The sequence below is a fragment of the Pseudonocardia sp. ICBG1142 genome (assembly GCF_020496255.1).
Lineage (GTDB): Bacteria > Actinomycetota > Actinomycetes > Mycobacteriales > Pseudonocardiaceae > Pseudonocardia.
Window position 1 is genome coordinate 292,960 of record NZ_JAHLJC010000030.1, and the last position, 23,026, is coordinate 315,985.

Genomic DNA, 23,026 nt, shown 5'->3' on the forward strand with positions numbered 1-23,026 from the left:
CGGCGTGGCGACGGCGGACATGAAATCCCGCCGACCGGGTACCCGCCTGTCATGACGACGCCGGAGAAGGACCAGCACGACGAGAACGCGGTCCCGACCGAGCAGAGCGACACCCCGGTCGACGAGACCCCCGACGGCGACGGCGTCCATCTCGCCGCCCAGCCCGTCGAGGACGACGACCCCCGCACTGCGGCGTCCTGAGCAACGCACCCGTTACGGAAGGACTGCACAGACCATGGCCACGATCCGTTACACCGTCCCCGGCCTCGAGCGCGGCGACGCCGAGCAGGTCGTCGACATCCTGCAGCACCGTCTGCACGCCCTCAACGACCTCCAGCTCACGCTCAAGCACGTGCACTGGAACGTGATCGGCCCGAACTTCATCGCGGTGCACGAGATGCTCGACCCGCAGGTGGACGCGGTCCGCGGGTTCGTCGACGACGTCGCCGAGCGCATCGCGACCCTCGGCGGCTCGCCGAACGGCACCCCCGGCGCTCTGGTCAGGGACCGCACCTGGGACGACTACTCGATCGGCCGCGACCAGGCGATCGCCCACCTCGGCGCGCTCGACGTCGTCTACACCGGGGTCATCTCCGACCACCGGACCCAGATCGAGAAGGTCGGCGCTCTCGACCCGGTGACCGAGGACATGCTCATCGCCCAGGCGGGCGAGCTGGAGCAGTACCAGTGGTTCGTCCGGGCGCACCTGGAGAACGCCGACGGTTCGCTGAACACGCAGGGCAGCAACGGTGAGGCGGGCGCGGCCGACGCCGCGCGCTGACCTTCCCGCCGCTCGATCCCGAGGCCCGGTCCCGCCGTCGTGCGGGGCCGGGCCTCCGTCGTGCTCAGCCCGAGCCGGCCCCCTCGACGGCGCCCACCCACAGGGCCATCGCCAGCGTCGGGCCCCACTCGTGCTCGACCTCGGCCGGTGCGGGACGGGTCTGTTCGCGGTCACGGCGCAGCCGCACCACGAACGGCCCCTCGAAGGGCTTGCGGGTCAACAGGTCGACCCGGTCGCCGAGGCGCACGTCGTGCGCGTCGAGGAAGCGGAGCACCTCGGGGTCGGTGTCGTCGACGCGGACCAGGGTGCCGCCCTCGCCGTAGCGCAGGTCCGGCAGCCGGCGGGCGTGGACCACCGGCATCGTGCCGTCGCTCGCCGGGATGGGATCGCCGTGCGGGTCGAACCGGGGATGCCCGAGCCGGCTGTCGATCCGGTCGAGCAACCGGTCGGAGACCGCGTGCTCGAGCGCCTCCGCCTCCTCGTGCACCTCGTCCCACGCCAGGTCCAGCTCGGTGACCAGGAACATCTCCAGCAGCCGGTGCCTGCGCACCACGGCGAGCGCGGAGGCCCGCCCGGCCGGGGTGAGGGTGATCCCGGCGTAGCGGGCGTGGTCGACCAGCCCGGCGTCGACGAGCTTGCGCACCATCCCCGACGCCGACGGCGACGAGACCTGCAGCCGCTCGGCCAGCGCGGAGACCCCGACCGACCCCTCCCACCGCTCCGAGAGCAGGAAGATGGTCTTCAGGTAGTTCTCCACGGACTCCGAGAGGCGCTCGGCGCTCATGCCACCACGGTATCCCGGCGCGGGGGACTCAGGCGGTTCCGGCCGCGCAGAGCCGGGCCAGCAGACCGGCGTCGACCGGCGAGCCGAGCGCCCCGCCGAGGGTCAGCCCGTTGACCGCGGCGGCCAGCAGGGCGCGCCGGTCGGCGTCGTCGGGGAGGAGCCGGGCGGCGGCCGCGTCGAGCGCGGCGTCCCAGCGGTCCAGCTCTCCGCGCAGGTCCGGGCGCCGCGCGGCCAGCAGGAACAGCTCGTACTCGGCGATCGCGGTGACCCGCTCCTGACGGGCGCAGTCCTCGACGAGCGCGACGAGGTCGTCGGGGGTCGTGACCGCGTCGAGCCGGGCGATCCAGCGGTCGTTCACCGCGGTGAGGGTCGCGACCAGCAGCGCGTCGACGCTGGGGTGGTAGTAGAAGACCGCACTGGGCGGCACCCCCGCCTCCGCCGCGACCGCCCGCTGGCTGACCGCGGCGACCCCACCCGCGCCGACCAGCCGCAGCGTGGCCTCGACCAGCTCGCGACGGCGCCGGTCCCCCCGACGGCGGCGGCCGTCGCCCCCGGGGGTGTCCGGTCCCGCCGGATCAGGCATGCGAGGTCGCACCACCCAGCTCCAGGGCGAGCACCCCGGCGATCACCAGCCCGATCCCGCCGAGCTGGACCCAGGTCAGCGACTCACCGAGGAAGAACACCCCGATCAGGGCGACGAGCGCCACCCCCGCCGCGGCCCAGGTGCCGTAGGCGACCCCGAGCGACATCCCGCGGCCGAGCGCCTGGGACAGCGACCAGAACGCCAGCCCGTAGCCGACCACCGTGATCATCGACGGCACCAGCCTGCTGAAACCCTGCGAGAACCGCAGCGCCACCGTTCCGGTGACCTCGGCGCCGATCGCGAGCGCGAGCCATCCCCACATCGCCGGGCTCCTCCCCGTCTGTCCGTTACCGGCCACATTGTAGAGCGATCGCTCAGGTTTTCTGCCACCCGGACGAACGAGCCCGACATGATTGTCATTGGCTTACGGTGGATCATCGTGACCACGCAGAGCAGTCGGACGACCGCGCCCGGTTTCCCCGCACCCCGCCGTCCGCGCGACGACGGCTCCGTCGCCGATGTCGCGTCCCGCCTCGTGGCCCTGCGACGACGGCTGGAGCGCACCGACCTGCGGCCCGCCCAGGACACCGACGACGCGTTCGGCGAGCTCGTCGGGCTCTGTTGTTTTCCGCCCGCGGGCTGTACCGAGGGCGTCCTGGCGCGGGTCGCCCCGCACTCGGACGCCCTGCGGACCCTCGCCGCGACCGGCGAGGGCCACATGGAGAGCCACTGGGCGGACCGGATCGCCGCCGCCCCCGACGCCCGGGCCGAGCTGGAACGGTTCCCCTACCTGGGCAACTATCACGACCTCGTCCGGCTGGAGCTCGCCGCGCTGACCGCCGTCGGCCTGCCGGCGCCGCGCCGCGTCGTCGTGCTCGGGTCGGGGCCGCTGCCCCTGACCGGTCTGGTGCTGGCCACCGAGCACGACGCGCAGGTGCTGCACGTCGACCGGGACCGGGCTGCCGCCGCCGCGGGGGACGCGGTCGCCGCCGCCCTCGGGACCGACGGGCGGGTCCGCAGTCTGGTCGCCGACCTCGACGACCCGCGGCTGTCCCCCGCCCTCGCCGACGAGCTGGGCCGGGCCGACCTCGTGCTCGTCGGGGCGCTGGTCGGTGCCGACGCCGCCGCCAAGGCAGCGATCACCGCCCGGCTGGTCACGGCGACCGGTCCGGGCGCGACCCTGCTCGTCCGGTCCGCCGCGGGGCTGCGGACGCTGCTCTACCCCGAGATCGTCCCGGCCGACCTGCCCGCACTCGACGTGCTCCTCGAGGTGCACCCGCGCACCGACGTCGTCAACTCCGTCCTGGTGGCCCGCGCCGCCACGTGAGGTGCGTCGCTCCCGGGGTTGGGAGCGGGTCCGGCCGGGCAACCGCCGTCGGACAGGGCGCAGCGGCGCGCCGGAGGACGACGGACCGAGGAGGTCGGGTCGATGATGCGCACGACGGGCGGGTTCTCCCGGCCCTTCACCCCGGTACAGCCGGTCGCGGCGGCGTTCGCCGTGGCGTTCCTGCTGGTCGGAGCCCTGGGATTCGTCCCGGGGGTGACCTCGGGCGAACTCGCTGTGCTGCCCGGTGGCGGCACCGCGGTGCTCGCCGGGCTGCTGCCGGTGTCGGTGCTGCAGAACGTTCTGCACCTGGTCACCGGGCTGGCCGGACTGGTCTGCGCGCGCTCGCGTGTCGCGTCGCGGGTGGTGCTCGCTGCCGGCGGCGTCGTCGCGCTGCTGAGCGCCGCCGTCGCCCCGGACGTCGTGGGTGCGGCCCTGGTGGTCGTCGCCGTCGCGATGATCGGTTGCGCAACGCTGCTGCGCGGCCGCCCCGTGGTGCGCCCGCCCCGCCGCGGAGCCGCCGCGGCCTGATACCTGGACGGGGCGTGACCCCCGTGGTCCGATGGCGGTGTGTCCGACACACCGTCCGCCGGAACCCCGGTCACCGGACGACACCCCGACCACGGCCACGAGGCCGAGGTCGGCGACCCGGTGTGCTGGCTGGACCGGCTCTGCACGGACTGCGGGGCGATGCCCTCCCCCACCGGCGACGGCGGTCCGCCGCAGACCTGCTGGCGCTGCGGCGCCGCCGTCACGCACCCGTCCGGCTTGCGATCGCCTGACGATCGTCTCCGGCCCGGCGCCGGAGTCGACGGGACCGGCCCGGATCCGGTGGAATCGCCGTCATCATGAGCGAACACGGCCGGACCCGGGTGCTGCTGGTCGACGACGACGTCCGGATCGGGCGTGCCCTCGGTCTCGCCCTGGGCGACGAGGGCGTCGACGTCGAGGCGGTGCACACCGGCGAGCAGGCCCTGGTCAGTGCCCGGCCGGACGTCGACGTGGTGCTGCTGGACCTGATGTTGCCCGGCATCGACGGCCTCACGGTCTGCCGGCGGCTGCGGGAGACCGGTGACCTGCCGATCATCATGGTGACCGCGCGCTCGGACTGCGCCGACGTCATCGCCGGGCTGGAGGCGGGCGCCGACGACTACGTGACCAAGCCGCTGGTGGCCGGGGAGCTGGCCGCCCGCATCCGGGCGCTGCTGCGTCGCCGGCGTCCGGCACCGGCGGCACCACGCCGGATCACCGTCGGGGACGTGGAGTTGCGCCCGGACGAGGGCACGGTGCTCCGGGACGGCGTCCCGGTGCACCTGACCCGCACCGAGTTCCGGCTGTTCGCCGAGCTCGCCGCGGCGGGCGGGCGGATCGTGACCCGCGACGAGCTGCTGTCGCGAGTGTGGGGCTACGAGTACCACGGCGACACCCGGCTGCTGGACGTCCACGTGCGACGACTGCGGCGCAAGGTCGAGCTCGACCCGGACCGGCCGGTCCTCGTACTGACCGTGCGCGGCGCCGGGTACAAGATCGGCGACGCCGGACCGGACGCCGCGCTGCCGGGCGTCGTCCCGGTGTCGGGCCGCGGCGGGTGAGCGGGCGCGGCAGGATGCGGTCCGTGCTGGACCGACTGCCGCTGGACCGACTGCCGCTGGACCGACTGCCGCTGGACCGACTGCCACTGGGCCGGCTTCCGCTGCGTCACCGGGTCGGCGTCGCGTTCGCCGGGGTGTCGATGGTGGTGACCGGGTTGTTCGCGGCGGTCACCTGGAACCTCGCATCGTACTACCTGGTGGAGCAGCGGGTGGAGAGCGCCACCCGCCAGCTCGCGGTGAACCTCCAGCTCGTCGACCGGGCGTTGGTCGATGACACGCACGTCGGCGGTCTCGACGACCTGCTGACCGGCCTCGCGGGCACCCCGGGCACCACGGTCGCGCTGCGCCGCGACGGGACGTGGACGACCAGCGGCCGTGAGGTCGATCCCGAGGCGCTTCCGGCGGGGCTGCTGGCGATGGCCGGGAACGGGACCGGGGCACGACAGCGGGTGATGGTGGCGGGGATGCCGAGCGTCGTCGTCGCGGCGCCGATGTCCGGCGGCGACGTGTTCGTCGAGGTCTTCCCGATGCAGCGGCTCGACGCCAACCTGAAGTTCCTCAGCGTCGTGCTGTTCGCCGGGGTCGCGGTGAGTGCCCTGCTGGGGCTCGCGCTGGGCCAGTGGGCCGGGCGGCGTGCGCTGCTGCCGCTCACCGCGGTGACCCGGGCCGCGGAGCGGATCGCCGGCGGCGACCTGACCGCACGGCTGCCGTCGAGCACCGACGCCGAGCTCGCCCCGCTCGTCGCGACGTTCAACCGGACCGCCGACGACCTGGAGCAGCGGGTGTCGCGCGACGCCCGGTTCGCCGCGGACGTCGCGCACGAGCTGCGGTCACCGCTGACGACGCTGGTGAACGCGGCCGCGGTGCTGACCCGGCGGCGCGCCGAGCTCGCGCCGACCGCGCGGGAGGCCGTCGAGCTGCTCGACGGCGAGATCCAGCGCTTCCGCCGGATGGTCCTGGACCTGCTGGAGATCTCCCGCAGCGACACCCTGCAGCGGGAGGACGGCGAGCTCGGCGCGTTGGTCCGGGGGCTCGTCGCGGTCCGCGGCGGGGAGCACGTCCCCGAGGTCGACGCCACGGAGCCGGTGACCGTGCGGGTCGACCGCCGTCGTCTCGACCAGATCCTGGGCAACCTGCTGGACAACGCCGACGCACACGGCGGCGGCGCGCTGCGGATCGGCGTCGCGCGCCGGGGCCGGTTCGCCCGGATCGAGGTCGACGACGCGGGCCCCGGCATCCCGCCCGAGCAGCGGCGGGCGGTGTTCGAACGGTTCGCCCGTGGGACCCTGGCCGGCAGCCGCGGCGACGGCGGCGGCACCGGTCTCGGGCTGTCCCTGGTCGCCGCGCACGTGCGCCGCCACGACGGCCGGGTGTGGGTGGAGGAACGCCCCGGCGGCGGGACCCGGGTCGTCGTCGAGTTGCCAGGGGTGGACACGTGAGGACCCGGCTGTGCACCGCGGCGCTGGGGCTGCTGCTCGTCACCGGGTGCGGGGTGACCCTCGACGACGAGCCGGAGCCGATCGCCCCGCCCGCCGGCACGGCCGCCCCCACTCCGACGGTGACGGTCCTGCCGACACCGACACCGACACCGACACCGCCCCGGCCGCCCGCGCCCGCTACCGGCGACGACGCCGGCGCGGGTCCGACGCGCAGCTGATGCAGGTCGTCGCGGCAGGCAGCGCCTCCAGCCGTTCCGGCGCGATCGGTCCGCCACAGACCACGCAGCGCCCGTAGCCGCCCGCGGCCAGGCGCTCCGCCGCCCGGTCGAGGTCGTCGCGCTCCTGCTCCGCGGCGGCGAGCAGCCCCTGGAGCTGGGCGCGCTGCACCGCGATCGTCACGCCCTCGGGGTCGTGCTCGTCGTCGTGGCTGGTCAGGGCCTGCTGGTCGGCGAGGTCGTCGAGCTCGTGGCGCAGCGAGCCGACCCACTCCTGGGCACGGGCGCGGGCGGCGGCGAGGGTGGTGGGGTCCACCACCCCAGGATGCGCCCCGGCAGACTGCGGTGGTGAGCCTTCCGCGTCCGCTGTCCGGTGTCGGCGTCGTCCTGGAGCGCGCCGACGGCGCGGTCGCCGTCGGGCACCGGGTCACCGCCGGGGAGACGCCGAGCTGGTCGTTCCCGGGCGGCCATCTGGAGGGCGGGGAGCCGGTCGTCGCCGCGGCGCTGCGCGAGCTGGCGGAGGAGACCGGCGTCGTCGCGGCGACGGGGACGTTGTTCGCGGTGTGCGTCCGGCTCGACGGCGCGGGGGTGACCTTCGCGGTGCACGTGCCCGCACCCGCCGGGGCGGAGCTGCGGGTGACCGAGCCGCACGCGATCGACGCCTGGGCCTGGGCCGACCCGGACGACCTGCCCGGACCGGTGTTCGCCCACACCGCCGCCGTCCGCCACGCCTGGCGCCGCCCCGGCGTCGCGCTCGACGGCTGGGACCTGCACCGCGTCGCGCCCTGAGGCGGCTACTCGCCGGTGGATCCGGTGGCGAGCTCGACGACGACGTCCAGGTGGCCGAGGTGGCGGGCGTACTCCTGGACGACGTGCAGCAGCGTCCGCTCGATCGTCGCGGGCGGTGCGCCGGCCCAGCGCCCGCTCGGCACCCCCGCGGCACCGGGCCCCACCGACTCCGCGATCTCGCGGGTACGCCGGCCCTGCGCGGCGAGCGCGGCGGCGACGTCGTCCGCGCCGTCCCCGGACGGCAGCGCCCACAGCCCGTCGACGTGGTCGGCCCAGGGGTCCGGGAGGTCGGCGTCGACGAAGCCCCACTCCAGCCAGCGGCGCTCCATGCAGCGGAGGTGGTGCAGCAGCTCCGAGGGAGACCAGCCCGACGGGAGCCTGCTGGCCGTGCGCTCGGGCTCGGGCAGCGCGGCGTACTTGTCGAGGACGCGGTCACGGTAGAAGTCGACGTAACCGAGCAGCAGGGCGGTCGTGGAAGGAGCCGGGTCGGACGGCTCGGGGAGCCGGTCCCGGCGCAGGTGCAGCAGCGGGAACGGCCGGCCCCGACCGTCGCGCTCGGAGCGCCCGGTCCGGACGAACCCCAGGCGCTCGTAGAACCCGACCGCGCCCGGGTTCTGCTCGTTCACGTCGAGCTCCACCCGCGCCGTGCCGACGGTGGCCGCGGCCAGGAGCGCGGAGCCGACGCCCCGACCGTGCGCGGACGGATCGACGAACAGCGCCTCGACCCGGTGGCCGTCGGTGCCGATCCAGCCGACCGGGGTGCCGTCGGCGCGCTGCGCGACCAGGACCGACAGTGCGGGCGGGGCGGCCGTGCGGACCTCGGTCTCGATCTCGTCGACGTCGTCCGGGGTGAGGAAGGTGTGCGTGGCCTCGACCGCCCGCCGCCAGATGCGGACCAGCTCGGGGTGGTCGGCGGGGGTGGCCGTGCGGACGGTCGGGGAGCTGCTCACCGGGACAGGATCGCAGCGGTGTCGACCGGGTTCGCCCACCGCGGGCCGGCGTCCGCGACGGGCGGCGGCCCGGATCACGGTCGACACCGGGAGCGGCGCCGTCGACGATCGCCCCATGACCGTCCTGGACGTCCTCCTGCCGCGGCTCGTCGCGTTGCCCGGGGTGCTCGCCGTGTCGCTGGGCGGCAGCCGGGCCCGGGGCACCCACCGCCCGGACAGCGACTGGGACCTCGGCGTCTACTACCGCGGCGGGTTCGACGCCCGGGCGCTCGGGCGCCTCGGCTTCGCCGGGCACGTCGCGCCGCCGGGCGAGTGGGGACGCATCGTCAACGGCGGGGCGTGGCTGACCGTCGAGGGCGAACCGGTGGACGTGCTGCTGCGCGACCTCGACGTCGTCGACGCCTGGCGCGCCGACGCCGACCACGGCCGGTTCGAGATCGACCAGGTCGAGGGTCATCTCGCCGGGCTGCCCACGTACACCCCGCTCGGCGAGATCGCCGTGAACCAGGTGCTCGCCGGTCAGCTGCCGACCATCGCCTACCCCGCGGACCTGCGCGAGGCGGCGCAGGAACGCTGGCGCTGGAACGCCGCGTTCTCACTGGCGATCGCCGAGCAGCACGTCCGGCGGGGCGACCGGACCCTCGCACTCGGCATGATGTCGCGCGCCACCGCTCAGGCGGCGCACGCCGTCATGGCCGGGCGGGGTGCGTGGGTCCTGGGCGAGAAGGGGCTCGTGGACGACGCTGGTCTCGGTGCCGCCCACGACGTCCTCGGCAACGACCGGGCCGACCCGGCCGAGGTGCTCCACGAGCTGAACGCGCTGCTCGACGCACCCCGGCCGCAGGAGCTCCGCAGCCACCGCACGCGTGCACGGACCCTCCGCCTCCGGCCCGCCGACGCCGGCGAGGTCCTGACCCTGCAGCGTGCGGCCTACGTGCCGGAGGCCCGGGCGCACGAGGACATCGACCTGCCGCCGCTCACCGAGCACCTGGCGGAGATCCGCGAACAGCTGGCCGACGGGTCGGTGACCGCCTGGGGTATCCGCGACGACGGCCGGCTGGTCGCCGCCGTACGGATCACCCGGTCGGGGAGCACCGCCGACGTGAGCCGGCTGGTGGTCGCTCCGGACCGGCAGGGCGAGGGCCTGGGGTCGGGCCTGCTCCGCCACGCGGAGGAGCAGCTCGACGACGGCGTGTCGGTGATCGAGCTGTTCACCGGCGAGCACAGCGTCACGAACCTGCGGCTCTACGACCGGCTCGGGTTCCGGGAGACCCACCGGACCGACGCGGGGACCTACGCGCTGGTCCACATGGCGAAGCCCCGGGGCACCGCCCGATGACGCCGCGGGAGGAGCACCGGCCCACCGGCTGACCTCCGGCCCGGCTCAGAGCGACCGGAGGATGGTCATCGCCGCGGTCTCCAGGTCCGCGATCCGCAGCAGCAGCCCGGCGGCCTCGGTCAGGGCGGCCGGGTCCTCGTCCAGCCCGGCCCGCTCGACGAGTCCGGCGACGCGGGTCCACAGCGTCGCCGCCTCGGCGTACAGGTCCCGGCCCCGTTCGACCGACGCGACGCGCTCACCCGGGCCGGCGTCGTCGAGCAGCGGCAGGCAGGCGGTGAGGAAGTCGCGGTAGAGGTTGCGGAACAGCGCCCCGCCGGTGCCGGCCCGTTCCATGAGCATCGCCATCTGCGGCAGGTCCCGGTGCGGGTCCTCGACGCGGTCGAACCAGGACCCGGCGCGCTTCGCCGTCGTCCGGATGCCGCGGTGCCCGATGTTGGCGATCGGCGGGTGCAGGAACGCCTCGGCGCACTCGACGATCGCAGGCACGATCGCGGGGCCGGGGTCGACCGGCTCCCGGACCCGGCCGAACGTGAACGACCGGTGCGGCGCCGACATCGGCCCCCGTGCGGCGCGCGCCCGGGCCAGGCTGTCCAGGCTCGTGCTGACCCGGCCGCCCTGCTGCGCGGTGTCGAGGAGGTACGCGGTGTCCGCGTCGTAGCCGAGCAGAGCAACGACGTGGCCCGCGAAGTGGACCCGGGAGCCGAAGTAGTCCAGGTCGTGGCTGTCGAGCTGCAGTCCGACGGGAACGCCGTCGTCGACGAGGGTGCGGACCTGGTCCCACGCCCGGCGGGCGGACGAGGTCTCCTGCACGCGCAGGTCGAGATCGAGGCGGCGGGCGAGGGTGCGGGTCAGCTCGAACGGCTTGACCCGGCCACCCAGGAACGGCGCCGACTGCCGCTTGGAGTCCCAGTAGACGTACGACAGCCCGGAACCGAGCCCGAACAGCATCGGTTCGTCGAGGTGGACGCCGGCGTGCCCGAGGAGCGCGCCGAGCGCCGTCGTCTCGCAGTGGAGGCCTCCCGTGGAGGGGACGCCGGTGGACGCATCAGTCATCGGACACCTGGACCCGCTCGGCGAGCCACGACCTCTCCGCATGCAGCTGGGACAGGGAGAACGAGAAGACGTCGCGCGCCTCCGACGGGAGTGGCTCCTGTGCGGTCCGGGCCGCGACGACCGCGCCGATCCGCGTGTCGAGCCCGGCGAGCCGGGCCCGGAGCGCCTCCTCGACCTCGTGCGCGGGCAGCAGGGTCGAGTGGGCGAGGCCGGCGAGGAAGGAGCGGGCGGGGACCCCGGCGTCGGAGAGCAGCTCCCGGACGTCGGCGGCCGCGGTGCGGCGCCCCCGGTCGGTGATGCGGACGACGCGGCGGGCCTTCGGGGAGGGGCGGTCGTCGTCGGCCTCGGCCAGGCCGCGGGCGGTCAGCTTGTCGAGCAGGTAGTAGATCGAGGAGAAGCCGATGTCGGTCCAGCGGCGGACGCCACGCTCCTCGATGACCTGCTCGATGTCGTAGCCGTGGCGAGGGCGCTCGGCCAGTGCCCCGAGGACGACGAGCTCGCCGATGGTCAGTTCCACGGCCGATATTCTAGCACCAGAATAGAAGGGAGCACACCCGCACGAAACACGACGACACCGGCGCGAGACGCCGACGCAACGTGCCGCTCCTACCGTCTCCACCTGCTGTATCCAGCCCTGGACACAACAGGTGGGGAGAATCGTCGATGTCGAGCGCCGTCGAGCACGCGGGCCCGCCACCGCTGCGCGAGCGCGTCTACGCCGCCCTGCGGGACGACGTCGTCAACGGCACCATCGGCGCGGGGACCCGCCTCACCGAGCCGAAGCTCGCAGCGCGGTTCGGCATCTCGCGCACCCCGGTGCGCGAGGCCCTCGGCCGGCTCGTCGCCGACGGCCTCCTGCAGCGCGAGGAGGACTACGGCTACTCGGTCGTCGTCCCCGACCTGGCGGGGGTGCGCGACCTCTGGGAGGTCCGCATCGCGGTCGAACTGCGCGGGATCGACCGGTGCCGGGAGAACCCGGGCACCGTGCACGACGCCGGGGCGCTCCGCGCGGAGCTGGCCCGCTGGCACCGGATGCTCGAGGAGCCGCCCGAGGCGGGTCCGGGCTTCGTGCTGGAGGACGAACGGTTCCACAGCACGCTGCTCGCGGCGTCGGGCAACCCCGAGCTCGTCGCGGTGCTGACCGACGTGCACCGCCGGATCCGGCGGGTGCGGATGAACGACTACGTGCTCCCCGGTCGCGTCGAGGCGGCCGTGTCCGAGCACGTCGCCATCGGTGAGGCGGTCCTCGCCGGACGGCTCGACACCGCCCGCCACCTGCTGCACCAGCACATGGGCGCGTCGCTGGAGATCGTCACCGAGCGCGCCGGTCGTGCCCTGCTCGCCACCGACACCCGGGACCGCCGCCGCGGCCCGGCCACCCTCGACGTGAGGACCTCATGAGACTCGCCGCGATGAAGCATCCCGCCGTCCTGATCGCGCTCGCCGCGGTCGCCGGGATCGCGTTCGGCCTGGTGACCGGCGAGTGGGCCGGCAACCTGAAGGTCGTCGGCGACGCCTTCATCCGGCTCGTCCAGATGGCGATCGTGCCGCTGGTCATGACCTCGGTGATCGCGGCCTGCGGGTCCATGACCGGATCCGGCACCGGCCGGCTCGCGCTGCGGACCTTCGCCTGGATGATCGGCCTGTCGGTCGTGGCCGCGGTGGTCGCGGTGGTGCTCGGGCTGCTGTTCCGCCCGGGTGCCGGGATGGTCGCGACGGCCGCACCGGACGCCGCGCTGCCGGCCGCGGCGGCCCCGGAGAGCTGGCAGGACACGGTCCTCGGCTTCTTCACCACCAACGTCGTCGAGTCGATGGCCGAGGCGGCGATGGTGCCGATCATCCTGTTCTCGCTGCTGTTCGGCGTCGCCCTCCACCGGCACGTCACCGCGACGGGGAACACACTCGTCCTCGACGTCGTGGGGCAGTTCCAGCAGGTCCTGCTCACCTTGATCCGGCTGGTCATGTACGTCGCGCCGATCGGGGTGTTCGCACTGCTCGCCGACCTGTCCGGCCGAATCGGCTTCGCCGTGGTCGGGTCGGCCCTGGCCTACCTCGGCACCACCCTGCTGGGCGTCGTCCTGCTCACCGCACTGTTCGTGGCGATCGTCGCCGGGCGCACCCGGCTCAACCCCGCCCGCCTGCCGCGCAAGCTCGCCGAGCAGACCGCCGTCGCGGTCACGACGACGAGCTCGGCCGTCACCTATCCCACCGTCCTGCGCACCACGATCGAGAAGATCGGTGTCAGCCCCCGGGTCGCCAACTTCACGCTGTCGGTGGGGCTGACCATGGGTTCCTACGGCGCCGTCCTCAACTACACGATCGTCGTGCTGTTCCTCGCCCAGGCCGGCGGCGTCGACCTCTCGGCCGGGCAGATCGCGTTCGGGATGGTCCTCGCGATCCTGCTCAACATGGGCACGATCACCGTGCCGGGCGGGTTCCCCGTCGTGGCCCTGTTCCTCGGGACCACCCTCGGACTGCCCCTCGCGGCCGTCGGGCTGCTCATCGCCGTCGACTGGTTCACCGGGATCCTGCGGACCTTCCTCAACGTCAACGCCGACACCCTGGTGGCGATGCTCGTCGCGCACCCCGACGGGGAGATCGACCGGGAGGTCTACGACGGTGTCCGCGCCGGGGAGCCGGCGGAGACGGGGGCCCGGAGCGCCTCGGACGCCTGACCGACCGCGGGGCTCGGACCCGGCGTTCGCCACCCGCCAGATGGCGGGTCGGGAGAATCGCGTTGCGTTGCGGCGGCGGTTATCCCCGGGTGTGATCCACGCCATCCTGGTGCCTGTTCGAATGATGCGCGCCAGTGATGCCGCGAGGGCCTCCGCGCGCCGTCGACGACACAGGAGGTCCGATGTCCAGGACGATCGACGGATCAGGGATCGACAAGATCCTGCAGGACGCGGTCGCCGCCGGGGCGGTGCCGCACGTCGCGGCCATCGCCGCCGATGCCGACGGGGTGTTCTACGAGGGCGCGGCCGGCGTCCGCCACACCGACGGCGGGCCGCAGCCGGTCACGACCGGTACCCATTTCCGGATCATGTCGATGACGAAGATGGTCGCCACGGTCGCAGCCCTGCAGCAGGTCGAGCGCGGCGGCCTGGACCTGTCCGCGCCGGTGGAGGACTACGTCCCCGACTTCGCCCGGGTCCAGGTCCTCGACGGCTTCGACGGTGACACGCCCCTCCTCCGCGCCCCGCGGACGAAGGCCACCGTCAAGCACCTCATCACCCACACCTCGGGCCTGGGCTACTGGTTCTGGAACGCCGACCTGAAGAAGTACGAGGAGGTCACCGGCACCCCGAACGTGGTGCCCGGTGACATGGCCGCGTTCGACGCGCCGATGGTGGCCGACCCGGGCACCCGCTTCGAGTACGGCATCAACACCGACTGGCTCGGCCGCGTCGTCGAGGCCGTCGCCGGCACCACCCTCGACGTCGTGATCAAGGAGAACGTCACCGGCCCGCTGGGCATGGACGACACCATGTTCGCTCTCGACGAGGCCCGGAAGGCGAACAAGTCCCCGGTCCACGTCCAGGGCGAGGACGGCACGTGGGTCTCGGCCGGCAACGTCCTGCCCGACGACCCGCAGTGGTGGGCGGGCGGACACGGCCTGCACTCCACCCCGCGCGACTACATCCGCTTCGAGCGGGCCCTGCTACGCGGCGGCGAGCTCGACGGAGTCCGCATCCTCTCGCAGGAGACGGTCGACGCGGCGTTCTCCGACCAGCTCGACGGTGCACCGATGCCGACCGAGATCCGCTCGGCGGACGCACCCATCACCGACACCCTGCACCTCGGCCCGGGCTGGACCTGGGGGTACGGACTCCTGATCAACACCCAGGACGTGCCGGGCGCCCGGCGTGCCGGGACCGGCGCGTGGGCCGGCCTGTTCAACACCCACTTCTTCATCGACCGCACGACCGGGGTGTGCGCCTCGATCTACACCAACTCGCTGCCGTTCATCACCGAGCACCAGGCCTGGAAGATGTACAACGACTTCGAGGCAGCGCTGTACTCGTCCCTGTGACCACCGCTGCGGCGGCCGCCGGCATGGTCGGCGGCCGCCGCCGCGGTCGTGTCCGGGTGCGTCGGGAGGACCAGGATGGCCGCGGTTGCTCGTCCGGATTTCGACCCTGAGCTCAAGGCCGGGCTGGCCGTCGTCGGCGGGGTGTTCCCTCCGACGATCACGCCCGAGCTGATCGGCTTCATGCGGCGCTCCTACGCCTCCCCGCCCATCGACCGGACACTCGCCGGCCGGCCGATCACCCGGAGCGAGCACACGATCGCCGGCCATCGCGGCGACCCCGTCGAGGTCTCGGTGTTGACCCCCGACGGCGCTTCCGGGCCTCGTCCGGGCGTCGTGTTCGTGCACTCGGGGGGCCTGATGTTCGGCGACCGCTTCAGCGGGGCGGACCTGGTCCTGGACTGGGTGGACCGGCTGGGGGCGGTGCTCGTCGCCGTCGAGTACCGGTTGGCCCCGGAGTTCCCCGACCCGTTCCCCCGCGAGGACTGCTACGCAGCGCTGGAGTGGACGGCGGGCATGGCCGGTCGGCTCGGCATCCGGCCGGACCGGTTGATGCTCGCCGGGGCGAGTTCCGGCGGAGGCCTCGTCGCCGGCATGGCGCTCGCCGCCCGCGATCGTGGCGGCCCCGCCCTGTGTGGGCAGGTCCTCGACTATCCGATGCTCGACGACCGCGGCCGCACCGGCTCGACCACCCAGTTCGACGGGGTGGGCGTGTGGGACCGCATCAGCAACGAGACCGGATGGACGGCCCTGCTCGGCGACGCGCGGGGAGGCCCGGACGTCAGCCCGTACGCCGCCCCCGCGCGCGCGGACGACCTCTCCCGGCTGCCCCCGGCGTTCATCGACGTCGGCGCGGCCGAGATCTTCCGGGACGAGGCGATCGACTACGCGAACCGGATCTGGAGCGCCGGCGGGGACGCGGAGCTGCACGTCTGGTCCGGGGATTCCACGCCTTCGACATCTTCGCCCCGCACACCGGCGTCGGGCGCGGCATGATCCGGACCCGGGACGCGTGGGTCGAGAAGATACTCGCCGACTGACTAGAGTGACCGCCACCACTACAGTCCGACCGTCACCCGTCGGGAGGTCACGTGCAGGAACTGCTCGGCCGGCTCTCTGCGCTCGATCCCCAGGCGAGCCTCGGCCTACGGGTGATCGCCTGTTTCGACGAGCTGGTCATCGGCAACGTGAACACACGCGGCCTGCTCAGCGCGGCCGCTTCGCTCGCCGGCTGCACCGCCGGGTACGGCCAGGACACACCGCCCCGCTCGGTCCGCATCACACCGCGCGGAGAGGCCGCACCACAGCCGCTGGACGCCCCGCCGCCGCGGACCCTGTCCGAGGTGGCTCCGGGGATCACGGTGTGGCTCGAACGCGACGGTGCACCGCACGCCAACGACGCGATCATCCTGGAACGTCTGTCCCTGGCGGTGCGGATGCGGCACGGGCGAGGGCGGAGCGACGCCGACGGTCGCCGTGACCTGAGCCTGGTACTGGATCGCGCGGTCCCCACCGAGGAACGCCGTGTGGCCGCCGCCCGCATCGGTCTCCTGCCCGGGGTGCGGTACCGGACCGTCGCGGCGCCCCTCTTCGCGGTCTGGGGCAGCCACCCGCCCGGCCCGGAAGACGTCATCGCGACCTCGTACGGCCCGATCCACGCCAGCGTCGTCGCCTGCGATCGGACAGTCGTGGACGCGACACCGTCCGGCATCGGAACGGCTGACGAGATCGACGGCCTGCACCGGTCCTTCCGAGCCGCAGTCGTCGCTCTGCGGCTGTGCGCCCCTCCGGCGACACCCACCGTGCTGGCCGACGACTTCGGCGGCCTCATCGGCCTCCTCGCCGATCTGCCCCACGACAGCGACCAGCCCGATGTCGAGTCCGTCGACCTGGTGATGCGCCACCCCTGGGGTCCGACCACACTGGACGCCCTCGTCCGAGCGGGTTCGGTGCGCCAAGCCGCGCGGCTGGCCGGGGGCCACCACAGCACGCTGCAGGCCAGGATCGACGGCCTGACCGCCGACCTCGGCTACAACCCGCTCGACGACGGCATGGGACGAACCCGCCTCGGGCTGGCTTATCTCGTCTGGCGGCTACGCAACTCCCGCGTCCTGGACCTGCCGGCGCCGGCTACGCACTAGTCAGTGCCGAGCGGTGTCGCGGCCGGACCGTCCCTGGGTCAACACGACGCACGACTGGAGTCGTGATCTCGATGTCGGCCACCTGCGTGAGGTCCGGGAGCAGCCGGAGCGCTATGCACCGACGGGTGCCCTGCACCTCGTGTTGGAGGTCGTGGCCTACGCGGCTGACGAGGCCGAGGCACGCAACCGTCGCGGCCGGTGCCTCATCGAGCTGGCGCCGGACGGGTCCATCCTGATCGTCGACGACGGACGGGGCACCGACACTCGCCGCAGCCCGACAGGAGCCGTCATCCGTAAGCCGATCATGGCTACGCGTGACCTCCGGTTCTTCGACGCGGAGACCCCACCGCTGCTCGGTGACGGTCACGCGCGCCGAGGCATCTCGGTCGTGGCAGCGTTGAGCACCAGGCTGGATCACGTGAACCGTCGGCACGACGGCGCATGGTCGCAGACGTATCGCGACGGACTGCCTGTCGGCGGCTTGGTCGACGTTGCCGGAGACGGCACCACGGGCACCGCGGTTCGGTTCACGCCGTGCAGGGCGGTCCGTGACCTCGGCGGAGCCGACGTGGACAGCATCCACGCAGGCGTGGCGCGCCTCGGCGGGCTACTGGAGGTCGTCGTGGACGACCAGAGGTGAGAGGTCCTCCTGCGGCACCGTGGACGGTTGGACGGCCGGCATATGACTGGTATGTTCCGAATCACCGACCTACCTGATCCGCAGGGGAGTCACCGCGTTCTTGCGCGGCCCCGAGCAGGAGGTCGATCTCCATGGATCCGTCGCACACCGATCAGTGGCGAGCGCAAGGCGCGCCGGCCGCGCACGTTCTGTGGGACATGGTGACCGGGCCCATGCCGCGGGGCCTTCTCGGCGTCGGCGACCCGGATGTCCACTGCATCGACGGCCGTTGGACGATGTTCTTGGGCGGCTTCTCGACCGGCTTTCGCAACCGCCTCTACCGCGCCACGGCCCCGCCCGGGGGCTCACCCCGTGGGCCGTGGCGCATCGACGCCGACCCTCGTGGACGTGCAGCCGCTCTGGCTCCGGACCCACCACGCGGCAGCTGGGACGCAGCGGGGATGCACACACCCAGCTATGTGCCTCCGTCCGGCGGCAACGGGGCGCGCCTGTATTACACCGGCCGGGCTTCCCTACGGCATTACGGTCCGCGAAGCCGGTACGCGATCGGCTTCCTCGAGTACCGAGACGGCCGTTGGCAGCGACACCCGATGCCGGTCCTGGAGGGCAGGCCGCCCCGGTCCAGTGTGCTCGAACCATTCGTCATCTACACCGAAGGCCGGTACCGGATGTGGTATCAGGCCAATCCTCACGAGATCGGCCCCGGCGAGCTCCCCGACTACGAGTTGCGCTGCACGGAGAGCGTTGACGGCGTCCACGACTGGTCGCCGCCGGTGACGTTCGCAGACTCGTCGGAGGGCTTCTTCGACAACGCCATCGCCCCCTACGGTGATGGCTGGGCCATGATCCTCGCCCGTGGCTCCGACCTCCACGCCACACCGGGTTTGCCCGCGCAGGGGCTGTGGTGGATCACCGCGTCACGGCCGAGTGCCGACCGACGGGACTGGTCCAGCCCGCAGCGACTGCTCGACACCGACGCGGCGGGAACCCCGGAATGGATGGCGCGGGGCACGTACGGACCTGCGCTGTCCTTCGCCGATCCCACCAGCACCCGGGCAACGGTTCATGTCACCGGGACACGCGCCGCACCTCGGTGGCCGCGGTTGATACTCCGCCAGCTCCTGCGGTGTCGGCGGCCTCCGGTTCCCGCACCCTTCTACCTGGCCGTCGGAGGCATCGAGGTCGACCTGGGAGACGCGTCGGACCACGAGTAGATCGCCCCATCCCACGAGAAAGCCTGACGGCATTCGGCCGACCCGGAGGACACGATGAGAACCGCGTCCTGGCAAGCTGGTTGCATGGCTTCGATCCGAAAGGTCCATGCCGCGTAGGCGCCCCGCCCAGGTACGGGCCCGCAACCAGCGTCAGCCACGCCCGACCGCGATCCGCGGCGTTCCGCTCTCGACCAGCCGTGCGCTCGACCGACTCGACCGGCCACAGCTCTCCTCCGGAAGAGTCCGCACCGATCTTCTCTCATGGCGCCGCGTCGCCCTCCGACCACGTTCCACACTCCAGCGAGAGAACAACGACTGGGTCCAGTTCATCGGCCCGTTCTCACGGGACGCCCTCGAACACGCTCTGCACGCCCTGCCTCGGCGTCATCGCGCATCGCTCCGTCGCGAGATCGCCCGACTCGACGCCCGGTTCTCGGACAAGACTCTGAACGACCCCACCGTCGATCCGTCGCTGTCCTGGTGGTGGCGCCGCACATGAGCTGCACCTACGACCCGATGCTGGCTGGGCTCGCGCGGACGTGAGCACGATCGATACGGCGCCACTCCGGCAGCATGAGCGCCGCAGCCCACAGGTCTTCGTACAGTGACACCGTGCCTGACGGGTCCGACGGCCACATGCTGCCCTTGCGCGACGGCGCGATGCTGTGGGTAGACGCGCAGGGCCAGCCCGAGGACGGGCTACCCGGTTTGGTCCTTCTGCACGGCGGCGCCGGCATGTGGGACTACCTGGGGCCTGTCGCCGACCTGGCCGCCGCGTCGTTCCGAACAGTCCGGTACGACCAGCGGGGCTGCGGTCGATCCTCGCCGGACGAGGACTACAGCATCGCTCGCTATGTGGCAGACCTCGACGAGCTTCGCGAGCACTTCGGCTACGAGCGCTGGTACATCTTCGGCCACTCCTTCGGCGCCACCCTCGGCATCGAGTACGCGGCGACCCACGGCCACAGGGTGGCCGGCCTCGTCTACTGCAGCGGGCTCGGGATCGGGTGGTCGACCCACCGAGCGGCCTACAAAGCTCAGCAGGAGCAGAGGCTCACCACCGCCGAGCGGGCGCGATTGAACGAGCTGGCGGCGAAGACCCGCACGTGGGACGAGGAGGTCGAATGGCGCACCCTTTCTTGGCTGCCCGACTTCGTCGACCCCAAAAGGGCCCGACAATGGGCTGCCGCTGACGCGAATACACCACTTCCGCTCAACCTCGCGTGCAACCGAGCCTTCAACACAGAGACCAAAACCTGGACCATCGACGACGAGATCGGCCGCTGGAGCGCCGTCACGTGCCCCGTGTGGATCATCCATGGCGAGGGCGACCCGAGACCAGCCGACGGACCCCGAACGCTCGCCTCGATCCTCCCGAACGCCGGGTTCCATGAGATCGCCAACGCTGGACACCAACCGTGGCGAGAACGTCCGAACGCAGTCGGGCAGGTCCTCGCTGCCGTCGCAGCGCACGCGTCGAAGACGTCCTGAGAACCAGCGACGCATCAGCCCTCGGGAGGCCGACGTGGCCAGGGCCCCGCGTCGCCCGGGTCGCCCGGGTCGGCGCTCTTGTTGCCGCGCGTTCCCACTGCGGGCAGGCTGCGCCGATGGAGATCCTGGGAGTCGATCCGCGCGATCAGCGGTGGGAGTGCGACTCGCCCACCTACCGCGTCTACTTCCACGAGGGCACGACGTCGGACGAGTACGAGGTCCGGGGCGCTGACGACGTTCATGCGGTGATCAGCTGGGCTGACGGCGACGGCGCACAGCGGCCGTACGTTCTCTACGTGCGTGTCGATCAGGACGGCCTCGGGCTCGTGCGGCTGGCAGGCAGAGATCCCAATGAGAGCCCACACAGCTCCACAATCACCCTGTCCGACGACTCCGGCTCCGAGTAAGACGGGCCGACAAGCCCTTGATGCAGCTGGACGGGCTCGTGAGCCACACCCCGCGCAAGACGGTCGCGAGCTACCTCGACGGCTCTGACGTCACTGTCTGAAAGATCAGTCATCAGCTCGGGCACTCGAAGATCGGCATGACCCAGGACTGCTACCTCGGACGTCGCTCAACGGGTCGGCGGCCGGCAGGGGTCTTGGAAGGATTGTTCGGCAACCCGAAGAGCGAGCAGGAGAGCTGATGTCTCACGTTCTGGGCCGGCTGGTCGCCGTCACTCTCGACTGCCCCGATCCGCACGAACTGGCCGAGTTCTACCGACATGTCCTCGGCGGACAGCTCCGCGCATCCAACGAGGACTTCGTCGTGCTCATCTGCGACGGCACAACACGCCTGGACTTCCAGCGCGTCTCCCACCACCGCCCCAGCCAATGGCCTGACTGCGAGACCCTCAACGCGCACCTGGACATCACAGTCGACGATCTCGATCACGCCGAGCAGCAGCTCTCCGCGTTGGGCGCCGTCCCCGCGACCGTCCAGCCCGACGCCACCCGGTTCCGAGTCCTCATCGACCCCGCCGGACATCCGTTCTGCATCGCCACATCGGCCGCAGCATCGACCCCACCGACAGCACCCGAGCACGAAAAGTGACCCAAGAATCCCTCGATCTTGATCGGCACAGATCGGCGACGCTATGAGGCTTATTCAGGCCCCGTGATATAACGATCTAGCCCGGCGTGTCGGGTTGGGCGACAGCCCGTCCATCGCGAATATTGGTTTGCCGAATCAATCCGAGATGAACGGGCTGCCGCAGTATGTACTATACCACTGGTTTCCGGCGTGATGAAATTCAGGATCTTGTCGCTATAGTGTATGAGCAGGATCAGCGGGACGCGACGGAGGCACGTTTGTCTTGGCCGCCGGTTCTGGGGTTGTTCTGGTCGGTGGTGATCACGTTGGCGTATCTGCGCGGGAATCGTGTGCAGTGGGAGTTGGCGGAAACCTATGGGGTGTCGCAGTCGACGGTTAGTCGAGCGATCGCGGGGGTGACACCGTTGCTGGCACAGGCGCTGCGGAGTGTCGTTCCGACGGCAGAGGAGCTTCGTGCCGATCGGCAGTACATCATCGATGGAACCTTGCTGCCCTGCTGGTCATGGGCCGCGGTGCCGGGTCTGTGGTCGGGCAAGCATCGCACCACCACCGGCGTCGTCGTCCAGGTCGCAGCCACCCTGGAAGGGCAGCTGTCGTGGATCTCCGACCCGACCCCAGGCTCCCGACACGACCTATATTGCCTCGACCAATCCGGCGCCCTCGACCACCTCGCCACATACCCCCCGATCGGCGATAAAGGATACATCGGGCGCGGCATGCTCACCCCGTTCAAAAAACCACCCGGCCGGGAACTTCTCGACTGGCAAAAAACATTCAACAAGAGCCTCAACCACACACGCGCCACCATCGAACGAGTCATCGCCCATATCAAAACGTGGAAAGTTCTCCACACAGACTACCGGCGGCCCTACGCCACATTTAAAACGACAATCTCGGCAGTCATCGGACTCATCTTCTACACACTTACCTGACGGAGCCTGAATAAGCCTCTATGAGGCTTATTCAGGGCGATCATGAAGTGCGGTGTTTCTCCAGGTCGGGACCGCAGCGAGGTAGCCCGCCAGGCGGCCCTGAATAAGCCTCTATGAACTGGGGATTCCAACCCCCGGCCTGGTGGTCGTTCAGGGTCGGCTCCGGCCCTTGTCAGGTCATTTCGTGTCCCAGAAGCGTCCCACGCGGGGGCTTTCCTCCACGCGCACGGCCTGCTGGTGATGTCCTCGCGGCGCGGGTTCACCCCTGCCGGGCCGAGGGGTGGGATGAGGAGGGGTGGGGGGCAAAGTACGGGTTCCAGCCTTGCGCCCCACCCTTCGGTCTGGCTGCCGTCTCGGCGCGCCATGAGGTGGTCACCAGCCCTGCCGCACTTCCCTGATCTCCGAGCGGTGTCGAGTTCGGGCGGAGCCCGGCCGCCGGAGGCGACGGATCTACAGAGAACTGCCATATCCGCTCTGGCCTGCGATGGAGCCCCGGTCCCGTGGTCTGCGTCCGTGCATAGTCCGTGACGGTCGCTCTATGCTCCCGCACGGCCGGGTTCTGGTGGTGATCTCCTCACGGCGCGGGCTCGTCCCTGCCGGGCCGAGGGGTGGGGTGCAAGGTATTCAGTCCCGCCTTGCGCTTCACCCCTCGGACCGACAGCCATCTCGGCGCGCC

At 72.1% G+C, this 23,026-nt stretch carries 27 protein-coding genes; 20 read left to right on the forward strand and 7 right to left on the reverse strand.

Annotated features, from left to right (window positions below):
• Positions 1-51: 51 nt before the first annotated feature.
• Both KPL59_RS15430 and KPL59_RS15435 read left to right on the forward strand, forming a co-directional pair.
• Complete coding sequence (locus KPL59_RS15430) at positions 52-201, forward strand: hypothetical protein (RefSeq protein ID WP_226359063.1); 150 nt, start codon at positions 52-54, stop codon at positions 199-201.
• Between the two features lie 34 nt (positions 202-235).
• Positions 236-781, forward strand: a complete 546-nt coding sequence (locus tag KPL59_RS15435; RefSeq protein ID WP_020621473.1) for a Dps family protein — start codon at positions 236-238, stop codon at positions 779-781.
• 64 nt (positions 782-845) lie between these two features.
• Here KPL59_RS15435 and KPL59_RS15440 read toward each other — a convergent pair whose 3' ends face one another.
• The 3 genes from KPL59_RS15440 to KPL59_RS15450 are packed head-to-tail and all read right to left on the reverse strand — an operon-like array spanning position 846 to position 2,470.
• A complete protein-coding gene (locus tag KPL59_RS15440) occupies positions 846-1,565 on the reverse strand; it encodes a metal-dependent transcriptional regulator (protein WP_020621474.1) in 720 nt (239 codons plus the stop codon).
• 28 nt (positions 1,566-1,593) lie between these two features.
• Positions 1,594-2,148, reverse strand: a complete 555-nt coding sequence (locus tag KPL59_RS15445; protein ID WP_075308730.1) for a TetR/AcrR family transcriptional regulator — start codon at positions 2,146-2,148, stop codon at positions 1,594-1,596.
• Complete coding sequence (locus KPL59_RS15450; protein ID WP_020621476.1) at positions 2,141-2,470, reverse strand: multidrug efflux SMR transporter; 330 nt, start codon at positions 2,468-2,470, stop codon at positions 2,141-2,143. Before KPL59_RS15450 ends, KPL59_RS15445 begins: the two co-directional genes overlap by 8 nt.
• A 117-nt stretch (positions 2,471-2,587) precedes the next feature.
• Between KPL59_RS15450 and KPL59_RS15455 the strand changes: the two genes are divergently transcribed.
• From KPL59_RS15455 to KPL59_RS15475, 5 genes are all read left to right on the forward strand, one after another.
• Positions 2,588-3,475 carry a nicotianamine synthase family protein gene (locus KPL59_RS15455; RefSeq protein WP_226359065.1) on the forward strand — a complete coding sequence of 296 codons (888 nt, stop codon included), beginning with the start codon at positions 2,588-2,590 and terminating at the stop codon, positions 3,473-3,475.
• A gap of 102 nt (positions 3,476-3,577) precedes the next feature.
• Positions 3,578-4,003 carry a DUF4383 domain-containing protein gene (locus KPL59_RS15460; protein ID WP_020621478.1) on the forward strand — a complete coding sequence of 142 codons (426 nt, stop codon included), beginning with the start codon at positions 3,578-3,580 and terminating at the stop codon, positions 4,001-4,003.
• Between the two features lie 317 nt (positions 4,004-4,320).
• Positions 4,321-5,064: a response regulator transcription factor gene (locus KPL59_RS15465; RefSeq protein ID WP_226361208.1), complete on the forward strand. Its 744-nt coding sequence runs from the start codon at positions 4,321-4,323 to the stop codon at positions 5,062-5,064.
• A gap of 23 nt (positions 5,065-5,087) precedes the next feature.
• Complete coding sequence (locus KPL59_RS15470; RefSeq protein WP_226361209.1) at positions 5,088-6,503, forward strand: HAMP domain-containing sensor histidine kinase; 1,416 nt, start codon at positions 5,088-5,090, stop codon at positions 6,501-6,503.
• Positions 6,500-6,721 carry a hypothetical protein gene (locus KPL59_RS15475; protein WP_226361210.1) on the forward strand — a complete coding sequence of 74 codons (222 nt, stop codon included), beginning with the start codon at positions 6,500-6,502 and terminating at the stop codon, positions 6,719-6,721. The genes KPL59_RS15470 and KPL59_RS15475 overlap by 4 nt, the downstream gene beginning before the upstream one ends.
• Here KPL59_RS15475 and KPL59_RS15480 read toward each other — a convergent pair.
• Positions 6,681-7,034 (reverse strand): TraR/DksA C4-type zinc finger protein, encoded by a 354-nt coding sequence (locus KPL59_RS15480; RefSeq protein WP_020621482.1) that lies wholly within the window; start codon positions 7,032-7,034, stop codon positions 6,681-6,683. The genes KPL59_RS15475 and KPL59_RS15480 overlap by 41 nt on opposite strands.
• Before the next feature lie 32 nt (positions 7,035-7,066).
• Between KPL59_RS15480 and KPL59_RS15485 the strand changes: the two genes are divergently transcribed.
• Positions 7,067-7,507 carry an NUDIX domain-containing protein gene (locus tag KPL59_RS15485; RefSeq protein WP_226359069.1) on the forward strand — a complete coding sequence of 147 codons (441 nt, stop codon included), beginning with the start codon at positions 7,067-7,069 and terminating at the stop codon, positions 7,505-7,507.
• Positions 7,508-7,512: 5 nt separating this feature from the next.
• Here KPL59_RS15485 and KPL59_RS15490 read toward each other — a convergent pair whose 3' ends face one another.
• Positions 7,513-8,457 (reverse strand): acetyltransferase, encoded by a 945-nt coding sequence (locus tag KPL59_RS15490; protein ID WP_226361211.1) that lies wholly within the window; start codon positions 8,455-8,457, stop codon positions 7,513-7,515.
• Between the two features lie 115 nt (positions 8,458-8,572).
• On the opposite strand from KPL59_RS15490, the gene KPL59_RS36940 reads away from it, so the two are divergent.
• The gene (locus KPL59_RS36940; RefSeq protein ID WP_308187892.1) at positions 8,573-9,796 is read left to right on the forward strand and encodes a GNAT family N-acetyltransferase; all 1,224 of its coding nucleotides are present in this window, start codon (positions 8,573-8,575) and stop codon (positions 9,794-9,796) included.
• Between the two features lie 45 nt (positions 9,797-9,841).
• On the opposite strand, the gene KPL59_RS15505 is transcribed toward KPL59_RS36940, so the two are convergent.
• Together KPL59_RS15505 and KPL59_RS15510 are read right to left on the reverse strand one after the other, a co-directional pair.
• Entirely contained in the window at positions 9,842-10,849 is a 1,008-nt protein-coding gene (locus KPL59_RS15505; protein WP_226359071.1) for a BtrH N-terminal domain-containing protein, read from the reverse strand.
• On the reverse strand, positions 10,842-11,366 hold the full coding sequence (locus KPL59_RS15510; protein WP_226359072.1) for a PadR family transcriptional regulator: 525 nt from the start codon (positions 11,364-11,366) through the stop codon (positions 10,842-10,844). Before KPL59_RS15510 ends, KPL59_RS15505 begins: the two co-directional genes overlap by 8 nt.
• A 146-nt stretch (positions 11,367-11,512) precedes the next feature.
• Between KPL59_RS15510 and KPL59_RS15515 the strand changes: the two genes are divergently transcribed.
• From KPL59_RS15515 to KPL59_RS15565, 11 genes are all read left to right on the forward strand, one after another.
• The gene (locus tag KPL59_RS15515) at positions 11,513-12,250 is read left to right on the forward strand and encodes a GntR family transcriptional regulator (protein ID WP_226359073.1); all 738 of its coding nucleotides are present in this window, start codon (positions 11,513-11,515) and stop codon (positions 12,248-12,250) included.
• Positions 12,247-13,524: a dicarboxylate/amino acid:cation symporter gene (locus KPL59_RS15520; protein WP_226361212.1), complete on the forward strand. Its 1,278-nt coding sequence runs from the start codon at positions 12,247-12,249 to the stop codon at positions 13,522-13,524. Before KPL59_RS15515 ends, KPL59_RS15520 begins: the two co-directional genes overlap by 4 nt.
• Positions 13,525-13,706: 182 nt before the next feature.
• Positions 13,707-14,882: a serine hydrolase gene (locus tag KPL59_RS15525; protein ID WP_226359074.1), complete on the forward strand. Its 1,176-nt coding sequence runs from the start codon at positions 13,707-13,709 to the stop codon at positions 14,880-14,882.
• Between the two features lie 75 nt (positions 14,883-14,957).
• Positions 14,958-15,875: an alpha/beta hydrolase gene (locus KPL59_RS15530; RefSeq protein WP_226359075.1), complete on the forward strand. Its 918-nt coding sequence runs from the start codon at positions 14,958-14,960 to the stop codon at positions 15,873-15,875.
• A 95-nt stretch (positions 15,876-15,970) separates the two neighbouring features.
• A complete protein-coding gene (locus KPL59_RS15535; protein ID WP_226361213.1) occupies positions 15,971-17,020 on the forward strand; it encodes a PucR family transcriptional regulator in 1,050 nt (349 codons plus the stop codon).
• 13 nt (positions 17,021-17,033) lie between these two features.
• Complete coding sequence (locus tag KPL59_RS15540; protein WP_226359077.1) at positions 17,034-17,660, forward strand: ATP-binding protein; 627 nt, start codon at positions 17,034-17,036, stop codon at positions 17,658-17,660.
• Positions 17,661-17,791: 131 nt separating this feature from the next.
• A complete protein-coding gene (locus KPL59_RS15545; RefSeq protein ID WP_226361214.1) occupies positions 17,792-18,874 on the forward strand; it encodes a hypothetical protein in 1,083 nt (360 codons plus the stop codon).
• A gap of 612 nt (positions 18,875-19,486) precedes the next feature.
• Entirely contained in the window at positions 19,487-20,365 is an 879-nt protein-coding gene (locus tag KPL59_RS15550; protein ID WP_226361215.1) for an alpha/beta fold hydrolase, read from the forward strand.
• A gap of 116 nt (positions 20,366-20,481) precedes the next feature.
• Entirely contained in the window at positions 20,482-20,772 is a 291-nt protein-coding gene (locus KPL59_RS15555; protein WP_226361216.1) for a hypothetical protein, read from the forward strand.
• A gap of 238 nt (positions 20,773-21,010) precedes the next feature.
• Complete coding sequence (locus tag KPL59_RS15560) at positions 21,011-21,418, forward strand: VOC family protein (protein WP_226361217.1); 408 nt, start codon at positions 21,011-21,013, stop codon at positions 21,416-21,418.
• 164 nt (positions 21,419-21,582) lie between these two features.
• On the forward strand, positions 21,583-22,350 hold the full coding sequence (locus KPL59_RS15565; RefSeq protein ID WP_226361218.1) for a transposase: 768 nt from the start codon (positions 21,583-21,585) through the stop codon (positions 22,348-22,350).
• Positions 22,351-23,026 lie beyond the last annotated feature (676 nt).

Excerpts from the sequence above, each read along its gene's own strand:
- KPL59_RS15530 (WP_226359075.1), top strand. The coding sequence starts at position 14,958 with ATGGCCGCGGTTGCTCGTCCGGATTTCGACCCTGAGCTCAAGGCCGGG.
- KPL59_RS36940 (WP_308187892.1), top strand. The coding sequence starts at position 8,573 with ATGACCGTCCTGGACGTCCTCCTGCCGCGGCTCGTCGCGTTGCCCGGG.
- KPL59_RS15545 (WP_226361214.1), top strand. The coding sequence starts at position 17,792 with ATGGATCCGTCGCACACCGATCAGTGGCGAGCGCAAGGCGCGCCGGCC.
- KPL59_RS15445 (WP_075308730.1), bottom strand. The coding sequence starts at position 2,148 with ATGCCTGATCCGGCGGGACCGGACACCCCCGGGGGCGACGGCCGCCGC.
- KPL59_RS15525 (WP_226359074.1), top strand. The coding sequence starts at position 13,707 with ATGTCCAGGACGATCGACGGATCAGGGATCGACAAGATCCTGCAGGAC.
- KPL59_RS15435 (WP_020621473.1), top strand. The coding sequence starts at position 236 with ATGGCCACGATCCGTTACACCGTCCCCGGCCTCGAGCGCGGCGACGCC.
- KPL59_RS15460 (WP_020621478.1), top strand. The coding sequence starts at position 3,578 with ATGATGCGCACGACGGGCGGGTTCTCCCGGCCCTTCACCCCGGTACAG.
- KPL59_RS15520 (WP_226361212.1), top strand. The coding sequence starts at position 12,247 with ATGAGACTCGCCGCGATGAAGCATCCCGCCGTCCTGATCGCGCTCGCC.
- KPL59_RS15430 (WP_226359063.1), top strand. The coding sequence starts at position 52 with ATGACGACGCCGGAGAAGGACCAGCACGACGAGAACGCGGTCCCGACC.
- KPL59_RS15450 (WP_020621476.1), bottom strand. The coding sequence starts at position 2,470 with ATGTGGGGATGGCTCGCGCTCGCGATCGGCGCCGAGGTCACCGGAACG.
- KPL59_RS15565 (WP_226361218.1), top strand. The coding sequence starts at position 21,583 with ATGTACTATACCACTGGTTTCCGGCGTGATGAAATTCAGGATCTTGTC.
- KPL59_RS15440 (WP_020621474.1), bottom strand. The coding sequence starts at position 1,565 with ATGAGCGCCGAGCGCCTCTCGGAGTCCGTGGAGAACTACCTGAAGACC.
- KPL59_RS15465 (WP_226361208.1), top strand. The coding sequence starts at position 4,321 with ATGAGCGAACACGGCCGGACCCGGGTGCTGCTGGTCGACGACGACGTC.
- KPL59_RS15560 (WP_226361217.1), top strand. The coding sequence starts at position 21,011 with ATGTCTCACGTTCTGGGCCGGCTGGTCGCCGTCACTCTCGACTGCCCC.
- KPL59_RS15555 (WP_226361216.1), top strand. The coding sequence starts at position 20,482 with ATGGAGATCCTGGGAGTCGATCCGCGCGATCAGCGGTGGGAGTGCGAC.
- KPL59_RS15515 (WP_226359073.1), top strand. The coding sequence starts at position 11,513 with ATGTCGAGCGCCGTCGAGCACGCGGGCCCGCCACCGCTGCGCGAGCGC.
- KPL59_RS15505 (WP_226359071.1), bottom strand. The coding sequence starts at position 10,849 with ATGACTGATGCGTCCACCGGCGTCCCCTCCACGGGAGGCCTCCACTGC.